Source organism: Mycobacterium simulans (assembly GCF_900232995.1).
In the GTDB taxonomy this organism is placed as follows: Bacteria; Actinomycetota; Actinomycetes; order Mycobacteriales; family Mycobacteriaceae; genus Mycobacterium; species Mycobacterium simulans.
Map to the genome: position 1 here is coordinate 1 of NZ_OCVX01000015.1, position 12,397 is coordinate 12,397.

The window sequence follows — 12,397 nt, forward strand, 5'->3', positions numbered from 1 at the left end:
TTTCTTTTTTTTTTTTTCCAAGCAGAAGCCGGCATCCGAGTTTTCTCCCTGTCTCGTGGGCTCGGAGTTGTTTATAAGAGCCAGCGCTCTACCCGCCGACACCTTCCCCCCCGCCGTGGCCTCGCCCAGCTGGGTCAGCATCGCCGCTGAGCCACATGGCCTTGGCCCCGACCTGCGCCAGGCCCCCGATCTAAGCCACCCCGACCTCGACGACACCGGCCTGGTCATCTGGACGCTGCCCATTCCTGAAGCAGCCGAACACGATCCGTTGCCCGGCGTGCACACCCTGCCCCGCCGCGTGTTGCCCCACCTGCACCACTGGCTGCCCCGCGCCGCCCCCACCCCCACCCCCCTAGCCACCCTGCCCCGCCACGCCGTGGCCACCAGCGTGCACGACAAAGCCCCCGACCTCGCGCACGCCGCAGCCTGGGCACTGATCCACACCACCCAAAACGAACACCCCGGCCGCATCACCCTGATCGACACCACCCCCACCACCGAGGACGGCCTGCTGATCAATGTCCTAGCCGCCCTGGACCACACCCCCACCGAACCCCAACTCGCCCTACGCCATAACGGCGTTCACATCCCCCGCCTAACCCGAACCACCACCCTGACACCACCACCCACCCCCGCCTGGCAACTCGGTACCACCGGCAAAGGCGATCTGTCGAATCTGGCTTTGATGCCAACAGAGCCCACAGTGCTGGCGGCCGGGCAGATCCGGGTGGCTATCCGCGCAGCCGGGCTCAACTTCCACGATGTGGTTGTCGCTTTAGGCGCCATCACCCACGAGGGCCTGGGCGGTGAAGCCGCCGGCGTGGTCATCGATACCGCGCCCGACGTGACCACCCTTCGCCGCGGTGACGCGGTGATGGGTTTGTTCCCCACCAACGCTTTTTCACACACCGCGGTCACCGACCACCGCATGGTGGTTCCCATCCCAGCGGGATTGTCGTTCACCCAGGCAGCGTCGGTGCCGGTGGCGTTTTTGACCGCCTATATCGCCATGGTCGAGCTGGGCGGGCTGCGCGCGGGCCACCGCGCGCTCATTCACGCCGGCGCCGGCGGGGTCGGTCAGGCCGCGATCCAGATCGCGAATCACCTTGGGGCTCAGGTCTTTTCCACCGCACACCCGAACAAACAACAGATACTCAGGGACCTGGGAGTCGCGCCCGCGCAGATCGCCTCCTCGCGCACCCTCGATTTCGTCGACGCCTTCGCCGAGGCCACCGACCACCAGGGCGTGGACGTCGTACTCAACTGCCTGGCCGGCGACTTCGTCGACGCCTCACTGCAATTGCTGCCCCGCGGTGGGTCTTTCATCGAAATCGGCAAGACCGACATCCGCTTGGCCGACGAAATCTGCGACGCTTATCCGGGTGTCGTCTACCAGGCCTACGACCTACTCGGCGCGCCACCGGAGGATCTTCGCCAAGCGTGGGCCACCCTGACCGACCTGCTCACCGCGGGCATCTTGCGGCCGCTGCCCACCACGACCTATGGCCTACTGCAAGCCCCCCAAGCCTTCCGCGACATGAGCCAAGCCCGGCACACCGGAAAAATCGTGCTCATCCCGCCCCGCACCTGGGATCCCGAGGGGACGGTGTTGATCACCGGCGGGACCGGCATGCTGGGCGGGTTGCTGGCCGAGCATCTAGTCACCGCGCACGGGATCAAGCATCTGCTGTTGGTGTCGCGCAGCGGGGCGGCCGCCCCGGGCGCCGATGAATTGGCCCAGCGTTTAACGGATCTGGGCGCCCACGTCACGATCACCGCCTGCGATACCAGCAGCCGGGCGGAGTTAGCCGCGCTGCTGGACTCGATCCCTGACTCTCACCGGTTGATCGCGGTCATCCACGCTGCCGGCGTCCTCGACGACGCTGTGGTCACTGAACTGACTCCCACTGCGCTCGACACCGTGTTAGCGGCAAAAGCCGATGCCGCCTGGCATCTGCATCACCTCACCGCAGACCGCGACTTGGCCGCGTTTGTCCTGTTCTCCTCGGCCGCAGCCACTTTGGGCAACCCCGGGCAAGCCAACTACGCCGCGGCCAACGCCGTCCTCGATGCCCTGGCCCACTGCAGACACCGCCACCAACTACCGGCCACCAGCCTGGCCTGGGGCTACTGGCAAACCCCCTCCGGGATGACCGCCCACCTCAGTCCGCTCGATCAAGCCCGCATCGGCCGCGCCAGCCTGACACCGATGAGCACCGCCCATGGCCTGGCCCTGTTTGACGCCGCCCTCACCCAACACCAGCCCGCCTTGGTCCTGGCCCCGCTCAATCTGCGCGCCCTAAACCGCCGCAATGACCTACCCCCGATCCTGGCGGCACTGACCAGCACCCGCCCCCAGGCCGCTGCCGCCAGCCCGCACACCCTGGCCACTCAACTAGCCACCCAAACCCCCGACCAACAACGACACACGATGACCACCCTGGTCGTCACCACCACCGCCACCGTGCTGGCCCACCCTGACCCCACCTCGATCAACCCAGACCGCACCTTCAAAGACCTCGGCATCGACTCGCTGACCGCACTCGAACTACGCAACGCCCTAACCCAACACACCGGCCTGCCCCTGCCCGCCACCGTGATCTTCGACCACCCCACCCCCACCGCCCTGGCACACCACCTCAACCAAGGGCTCTTCAGTAACGGCGACACCAAGCCAGCCCGGAATGCGCCAGAAAGTGAAATTCAGCGTCTGATTGCAACAATTCCGGAAAAAGAACTTATTGAGACCGGGATCTTGGACATGCTTCGCGACCTGGCGAACAACAGAAATTCCTCGGCTCCTAATCGTAGTCAAGACGCTCTCTCAAAAATGGCTCGCGATGAGCTGATAAAACTTGCTTTGCAAGAAGACGAAGAATGAGCAGGTCTCGAAAAAATGACTGAAATCGATGATCTAACAGAAGCTCTCCGTCGCTCCCTAATGCGGGTTGAGCAGCTGAAGCTGCAGAACAAGACCCTCCTGACGCGATCCTCGGAGCCCATCGCGGTCGTCGGGATGGGGTGCCGGTTTCCCGGTGGTGTGGATTCGGCGGCGGGTTTATGGGAGATGGTCAGCAGCGGCACCGATGTGATGTCGGAGTTTCCGAATGATCGTGGCTGGAATCTGGCGGAGTTGTTTGATCCTGATCCGGACGCGGTGGGTAAGACATACACACGATATGGCGCGTTTTTGGAAGATGCGGCGGGTTTTGACGCGGGATTTTTCGGGATCTCAGCGCGTGAAGCGAGAGCCATCGATCCTCAGCAGCGACTGCTGCTGGAGGTGTGTTGGGAGGCGTTGGAACACGCGCGGATCGACCCCGCGGGGTTGGCGGGTTCCTATACCGGGGTGTTCGCCGGAACCTGGGCACAGTCCTATGGCGACGCCAACTCCGATAGCGCCGAGGGCTACGCGATGACCGGCGGGGCCAGCAGTGTGGCCTCGGGACGGGTGGCTTATGCGTTGGGGTTGCAGGGCCCGGCGGTCACGGTGGACACCGCGTGTTCGTCGTCGTTAGTCGCCATTCATTTGGCGTGTCAATCCCTGCGCAGCAGCGAATCAAGTCTGGCGCTCGCCGGTGGTGTGACGATCATGACCGCACCGCTGATATTCACCGAGTTCGCCCGCCAGCGTGGGTTGGCCGTCGATGGGCGGTGCAAGTCGTTTGCTGCGGCTGCTGATGGCACGGGGTGGGGTGAGGGTGCCGCGGTGGTGGTGCTGGAGCGTCTTAGCGACGCCCGCCGCCACGACCATCAAGTGTTGGCGGTCATCGCGGGCTCAGCGGTCAATCAAGACGGCGCCTCCAATGGGCTGACCGCCCCCAACGGGCTGGCCCAGCAGCGTGTCATCACTCAAGCTGTCGCTAACGCCGGGATCGGCCTTGAGCAGGTGGATGCGGTGGAGGCTCACGGCACCGGCACCACCTTGGGCGATCCGATCGAGGCCGGCGCGCTGATCGCCACCTATGGCGCACACCATAACTCGGAGCAGCCCTTGTGGCTGGGATCGATCAAATCCAACCTCGGTCACACCCAAGCCGCTGCCGGGATCGCCGGGCTAATCAAAATGATCGTCGCGTTGCAGCACGAGATGTTGCCGCCCACCCTGCACGTCGATCGTCCCAGCCCGCATGTTGATTGGTCGGCTGGCACAGTGCGTCTGCTCACCGAACCCACCAACTGGCCCGTCACCGACCACCCAAAAACCGCCGCCATCTCCTCGTTCGGCATCAGCGGCACCAACGCCCACGTGATCGTCCAACAAGCCCCCGACGCACCAGAGCAACCACCTACCCCCGAGGTCACTCCCGTCTGTGAGCCGCCGCTGCGGATATGGCCGATCTCCGCGCGTACTCCTGGGGCTCTGGCCGCTCAGGCCGATCGTCTCCACCAACACCTGACCGAGCATCCCGACCTAGATCTGACCGAGGTCGCCTACAGCCTGGCCACCACCCGCACCCATCACCCCTACCGGGCCGCCATCACCACACCGGCCACCGAAGACGTTCGCGCGCAGTTGCTGGCCGGGCTGCACGCACTCCACACCAACACACCACACCCAAACCTGAACCAGCACCACTTAATTCAATCCAACAGCAAACTCGTCTTCGTCTTACCCGGCCAAGGCGCACAACACCCGGCGATGGGCGCCCAGCTTTACCGTCAACACCGCACCTTCGCCGACGCTATCGACGGGTGCGATCGGGCGCTGCGGCCATGGACCGGCTGGTCGGTGCGTGACATTTTGTGCGACGACCCGGCGTCCCCGTCGCTGAACCGCGTAGATGTCGTCCAGCCCGTGTTGTTTGCCATCGCGGTCTCGCTCGCCGAGGTGCTGAGCGGCTACGGCATCGTGCCCGACGCAGTCATCGGACACTCCCAAGGAGAAATCGCCGCCGCCTACATCGCCGGCGCACTCGCACTCGAGGACGCCGCCAAAGTTGTGGCGCTGCGCAGTCAGGCGCTTGGAGCTTTGGCTGGTACCGGCGCGATGGCTTCCGTTCTCGTGGCGGCAAGCGAACTGCACCCACGACTACAGCAGTGGGGTAATGCGCTCGCGGTCGCCGCGGTCAACGGCCCGTCGCACACCGTCATCAGCGGTGACCCAGCTGCGATGGAACAGCTCATCGACACATGCAATCGCGACGGCATCCAGATCCGGCTCATCGCCGTCGATTACGCCTCACATTCCGCCTACGTCGAACAAGTACACGAACAGCTGCTGCGCGAACTGGCCGACCTAAGTCCGCGTGCCGCCCGCATTCCGCTGTATTCCACTGTGGAAAGCGCACTTTCGGCCGATCCTCTCGACACCACGACCATGGATGCGGAGTACTGGTACCGCAACCTGCGCGAGCCGGTCCGCTTCGGCGACAGGGTGGCCATGTTGCTAGCGGCTGGTGAGCAAACATTCGTCGAGTTGTCCCCGCACCGGGTACTGGCTCCCGCGATCACCGACATCCTGGCCGAGGTACCCGAGCGCACCGGCTCCGCGGTGATCACTATCGGCCACCGTGACCACCCCGATCTGGAAACCTTGGCTAGCGGGCTGGCCCAGTTGCATACCCATGGCCACAGTCCCTCCTGGCAGAGCCTGTACCCCCAAGCCCGGACCATCGCGCTGCCGACTTATCCGTTCCAGCACCGCCGTTACTGGCTGACTACGGCCCGCAGCGCGGAGGTCAGCGCCGCGGGTCTGCACCGTCCTGATCATCCGCTGCTGGGTGCGATCACCACGGTGCCTGATCAGGATCAGACCCTGATCAGTGGGCGGCTTTCGGCCAGCACGCAGGGATGGCTGGCCGATCATCGCGTCGGCGGTACGGTGGTGTTTCCGGCCACGGGATTCCTCGATCTGGTGCTGTATGCCGGCGGCCACGTCGGTTGCCCGGGTGTCGACGAGTTGGTCCTGCACACTCCGCTGGTACTCGTCGATGACCATTCGACGGATTTACAGATCACCATCCACCCGGTCAGCGACACCGGTCGGCGATCGGTGACCGTGCACGCCCGCAGCAGCGGCGAGCAGCACGACAGCACCTGGGTCCTGCACGCTAGCGCTTCTGTGAGCGCTGAGCAGATCCCTACTCCTGACCCCTCACCCTTGGCGGTGGTAGAGGCCATCGACGTGGGTGGTTTCTACGACGATTTGGCTGGCGTGGGCTTGCAGTACGGTCCGCGGTTCCAGGGGGTGGAGGGCCTGGGTCACGACCCGGCCGATCCCGACACCGTGTACGCCGACATCGTTTTGCCCGCCGACACCGACATCACCGGCTACGGCATCCACCCCGCCCTGCTCGACGCCGCGCTGCACCCCCTGGTCACCCTCGGTGGTCCCGATGCCGACAGCACCGGCCCACGAGTGCCGTTCGCGTTGACGGGGATCACCCTGTATGCCGCTGCGGCCACGCATCTGAATGTGCGCGCGTCCCGCACCGGTCCCGACACCTACACCGTGCACGCCACTGATCCCGTTGGGGCCCCGGTAATTACCATCAGCGCCCTGAATCTGCGGGCGCTGCCCGACGCCCCCGCCCCCACCATTTCGGCCACTACGCGGGGCAGTTTGTTCTGCCTGGACTGGCCCGCTCTGCCCAGCGACACCGTCCCCGCGGCTGAGCTTTCGCTCAGCTGGGTTGTCGTGGCCGCTGGCCCACACCACTTACCCCCCGGCCTGCACCAGGCCCCGACACACCCAGATCTGTCCCATCCCGACCTGGATGACACCGATCTGGTGATCTGGGCGCTGCCCTTGTCTGGGGCGTCCGAGCACGACGCATTGCCGCTGGTGCATAACCTGGCCCAGCACGTCTTGACGCAACTGCAGCATTGGCTGGCCCGGCCCGAGGCGTTGAGCACTCATCTGGTCATCCTGACCCGTCACGCGGTGGCTACCAGCGTTCACGACCGGGCCCCAGACCTCGCGCACGCCGCGGTGTGGGCGCTGGCCCACTGCGCCCAGAACGAACACCCCGGCCGGATCACCCTGATCGACACCACTACCACCAGTGACGAGGCCCTGCTGATCAATACCCTGGCCGCCCTGGGTCACAGTCTCACCGAGCCCCAACTTGCCTTGCGCCACAACAGTATTCACAGCTGTCGTCTCACTCCGGACACCTCGCTGACGCCACCGCCGGGCTCGAGCTGGCAGCTCGGTACCACCGGCAAGGGTGATCTGTCGAATCTGGCCCTGGTGCCAACAGAGCCGGTCGCCGCGTTGGCTGCCGGGCAGATCCGGGTGGAAATCCGCGCTGCCGGTTTGAACTTCCACGATGTGGTTGTGGCGGTAGGCGCCATCTCAGACGAGGGCCTAGGCGGCGAAGCCGCCGGCGTGGTCATCGACATTGCCGATGATGTGAGCACTGTGCAACGCGGTGACGCAGTGCTGGGCCTGTTCCCGAACAACGCCTTTGCCCCGACCGCTGTTGCCGATCACCGCATGGTGATGCCCATCCCCGCCGGGATGTCTTTTGAGCAGGCCGCGTCGGTGCCTGTGGCGTTTTCGACGGCCTACATCGCCCTGGTCGAGCTGGGCGGGCTGCGTGCTGGCCAGCGGGTGCTCATCCACGGCGGCGCGGGTGGGGTCGGTCAAGCCGCGATCCAGATCGCCAGTCACCTTGGGGCGCAAGTCTTTTCCACCGCGCACCCCAACAAGCAGCAGATCCTCACCGACCTTGGGGTCCCGCCCGAGCAGATCGCCTCCTCGCGCACGCTGGATTTTGCTTCGGCCTTCGCCGAGGCCACCGACCACCAGGGCGTGGACGTGGTGTTGAACAGTCTTGCCGGCGAATTCGTCGACGCCTCACTGCAATTGATGCCCCGCGGCGGATCGTTCATCGAAATCGGCAAGACCGACATCCGCACGCCCAGCCAGATAGCGCACGATTATCCCGGCGTGACCTACCACGCCTACGATCTACAAACGGCTAGACCTGACGACCTGCACCACGCGTGGGCCACGTTGAGCGACCTGTTCACCGCACACATCTTGGAGCCGCTGCCCACCACCAGCTACGGCCTGCTGCAAGCGCCCCACGCCTTCCGCGACATGAGCCAAGCCCGGCACACCGGAAAGATCGTGCTCATCCCGCCCCGCACCTGGGATCCCGAGGGCACGGTGTTGATCACCGGGGGCACCGGGATGCTGGGTGGGGTTTTCGCCGAGCATCTGATCACCGAGCACGGGATCAAGCATCTGCTGCTGGTCTCACGCCGGGGCGAAACCGCCCCGGGCGCAGAAGAACTCACCCAACGGTTGACCGAACTGGGTGCACAGGTCACGATCACCGCCTGCGACACCAGTAGCCGCGCGGCGTTAGCTGCGCTGCTGGACTCGATCCCTGACCGCCATCGGCTAACCGCGGTCATCCACGCCGCCGGCGTCCTCGATGACGCCGTCATCACCGAACTCACCGAGACCCAACTCGACACGGTGCTAGCTGCCAAAGCCGATGCCGCCTGGCATCTGCATCGCCTCACCGCAAACCATGACTTGGCCGCGTTTGTCCTGTTCTCATCGGCCGCAGCCAGTTTGGGCAACCCCGGGCAAGCCAACTACGCCGCGGCTAACGCCGTCTTGGACGCCCTGGCCCACGACCGACACCGCCACCAACTACCGGCCACCAGCATGGCCTGGGGCTACTGGCACACAGCATCGGGGATGACCGCCCACCTGCAAACCCTCGATCAGGCCCGAGTGACCCGCACCAGTTTGACCCCGATCAGCACCGAACATGGCCTGGCGTTGTTCGATGCCGCGCTGGCCCACCACCAACCCAATCAAGTCCTGACCCCCCTGAACCCGCGCGCACTGGACCGGCTGGCCCGCACCAACGCCTTGCCACCGATCCTGTCCGCGCTGACCACCGCTCGCCGCCATGCGGCCACCATCAGTTCCGCCGCGAGCACCTTGGCCGCCCAACTCGCCGGCCAAACCCCCGACCACCAACGTGCCACCGTCACAGCTGTGGTCGTCAGCACCACCGCCACCGTGCTGGCTCACCCCGACCCGGCCAGCCTTAACCCCGAACGGCCGTTCAAAGACCTCGGTATCGATTCGCTGACCGCGTTGGAACTGCGCAACGCCCTGACCCAACGCAGCGGCCTGACGCTGCCGTCCACCCTGGTCTTTGACCACCCGACGCCCAATGCCCTCGCCGGGTACTTACTCACCCAACTCAGCGACACCGCCGAGGCGTCGATCCCGGTGCGCACCTTGACTGCGCCTGCCGTCGATGACCCCATCGCGGTCGTCGGTATGGCATGCCGGTTCCCGGGCGGGGTGGACTCGCCGACGGCGTTGTGGGACGTGGTCAGCAGCGGCACCGACACGATGGGCAGCTTCCCCACCGATCGTGGCTGGAATCTGGCCGAGCTGTTTGATCCCGCCCCCGACGCGGTCGGCAAGACCTACACCAGCAACGGAGCCTTCTTCCCCAGCGCCGCCGAGTTTGATGCCGAATTCTTCGGAATCTCGGCGCGAGAAGCTCAAGCCATTGGTCCCCAGCAACGACTGCTGTTGGAGATCTGTTGGGAGGCACTGGAAACCGCCGGTATCGATCCAGCCGGATTGATCGGCACCGACACCGGAGTATTCGCCGGAACCTGGACACAGCCGTATGGCGATTCGACGTCTGCAGGCGTCGAGGGCTACGCCATGACCGGCACAGCCACCAGCATGGCCTCGGGGCGAGTGGCCTATCACCTGGGATTGCAAGGCCCGGCGATCACAGTGGACACCGCATGCTCCTCGTCATTGGTCGCCACCCATCTCGCATGTCAATCCCTGCGCAACGGCGAATCCAGCTTGGCGCTCGCGGGTGGCGCCACGATCATGACCACTCCGTTCATCTTCACCGAGTTCGCCCGCCAACGGGGACTGGCCGTCGATGGGCGCTGCAAAGCGTTCGCGGCGGCCGCCGATGGCACCGGCTGGGGCGAAGGTGCTGGCGTCCTCGTGCTCGAACGTCTCAGCGACGCCCGCCGCCACCACCATCCGGTGCTCGCGGTCATCGCCGGTTCAGCGATCAACCAGGACGGCGCCTCCAACGGGCTCACCGCCCCCAGCGGCCCAGCCCAGCAACGTGTCATCGCTCAAGCCGTCGCCAACGCCGGAATCAAGCTCGACGAGGTGGACGCGGTAGAGGCCCACGGCACCGGCACCACGTTGGGCGATCCGATCGAAGCCGGCGCACTGATCGCGACCTATGGCGCACACCGCGATTCTGATCACCCCTTGTGGCTGGGATCGATCAAATCCAACCTCGGTCACACTCAAGCCGCTGCCGGGGTAGCGGGGTTGATCAAAATGATCCAGGCCATCAACCACGACGTGTTGCCGCCCACCCTGCACGTCGACCACCCCAGCCCGCACGTCGACTGGTCAGCCGGCACCGTGCGGCTGCTCACCGAACCCACTAACTGGCCGGTCACCGATCACCCCAAAACGGCGGCGGTGTCCTCGTTCGGTATCAGCGGCACCAACGCCCATGTGATCGTCCAACAAGCCCCTGCCGCACCAGCTGTCCGCGAGATCACCCCGATGGGTGAGCCTGCGCTGCGGATCTGGCCGATCTCCGCACGCACCCCCACAGCGCTGTCCGCTCAGGCCGACCGCCTCCACCAACACTTGACCGAGCACCCCGACCTCGATCTGACCCAGGTCGCCTACAGCCTGGCCACCGCCCGTACCCACCATCCCTACCGCGCCGCCATCACCACACCGGCCAACGAAGACGCTCGCGCACAATTGCTGACCGGCCTGCACGCACTACACACCAACACACCACACCCCAATCTGACCAAGCACCACCTCAGCCAGTCCAACAGCAAACTCGTCTTCGTCCTACCCGGCCAAGGCGGCCAACACCCCACCATGGGCCTCGAGCTCTACACCAATCACCGCACCTTCGCGCGCACCGTTGACGATTGCGACCAAGCGCTGCGGCCTTGGACCGGCTGGTCGGTACGCGATCTCATCTGCCAAGACCACGCAATGCCGATGGACCGAGCAGATGTGGTCCAGCCCGTTCTGTTCACGATGATGGTCTCGCTGGCCGAAACACTGAGCGGCTACGGCATCGTGCCCGACGCAGTCGTCGGACACTCGCAAGGAGAAATCGCCGCCGCCTACATTGCCGGCGCACTCTCACTAGAAGACGCCGCCAAAGTTGCGGCGCTACGCAGCACCACACTGGCGCGCCTGTCCGGCAGCGGCGCTATGGCCTCAGTCTTGTTGCCGGCACAGGACCTGCACCCACGACTGCAGAACTACGGCGAGCAGCTCAGTATCGCCGCAATCAACGGACCCGCCCACACCGTCGTCAGCGGCGATCCCGCCGCGATGGAACGGTTCATCAGCGCCTGCGAACACGACGGCGTCCAAATCCGGCCCATCGCCGTCGATTACGCCTCACATTCCGCCCACGTCGAACAGCTCCGTGACCAACTCCTTCATGAATTAGCTGACCTCAACCCACAGCCCGCCCGCGTTCCGCTGTATTCCACAGTGTCAAGCGCACTTTCGGACCACCCACTCGACACCACCGCCATGAACGCCGACTACTGGTACCACAACCTGCGCCAGCCCGTCCGCTTCAATGACTGTGTGGCCCGGCTACTAGCCCAGGGCCCACGCACGTTCCTCGAGTTGTCACCGCATCCGGTGCTGGCCCCCGCGATCACCGACACCCTGGCCCAGCCCGACGTACCTACCGGTTCGGCGGTGATCACCACCTTGCACCGTGAGCGCCCCAACCTCGACGCGTTGGCCGCCGCGCTGGCCCAACTACACACCCACGGCCACAGCCCCTCCTGGACCAGCCTGTACGGGCAGGCCCACACCGTGGCACTACCCACCTACCCCTTCGAGCACCGCCGGTACTGGCTGACCCCAGCCACCAGCACCGACGTCAGCGCCGCCGGACTCGACCGGCCCGACCACCCGCTACTCGGCGCCATCACCCACCTCGCCGACCAAGACCAAATCGTGGTCTCCGGACGCCTGGCCCTCACCACCCAGCCATGGCTGACCGGCCACCAAGTCAACGACCACGTGATCTTCCCCGCCACCGGATTCATCGAGCTGGTCCTACACGCCGGCCACCACGCCCACAGCCCCGTCATCGACGAACTGATCCTGCACACTCCCCTAGTGCTGTCCGAACAGGCGCCCACCGACCTGCAAATCACCGTCCACCCCCCCACCGAGACCCACCAACGCCGCGTCACCGTGCACACCCGCACCAGCAGCGATCACCCCGACAACACCTGGGTCCTACACGCCACCGGCGTCCTGAGCCCCGAGCAGCCCGCGCCCCCCGACGCCATCGAAACCACGATCGCCGGCCATCGGGCCGCGCAGTACTGGGTGCTGAAGCCGACCTATCACAACAGC

The 12,397-nt window shown here is 65.5% G+C and carries 1 protein-coding gene; it reads left to right on the forward strand.

Going from position 1 to position 12,397, the window contains the following annotated elements; all coding sequences use genetic code 11:
• Positions 1 to 2,896 precede the first annotated feature (2,896 nt).
• Positions 2,897 to 12,397, forward strand: a 9,501-nt coding sequence (locus tag MSIMFI_RS26395) for a type I polyketide synthase (protein WP_191499889.1), incomplete at its 3' end; no start/stop codon positions are given.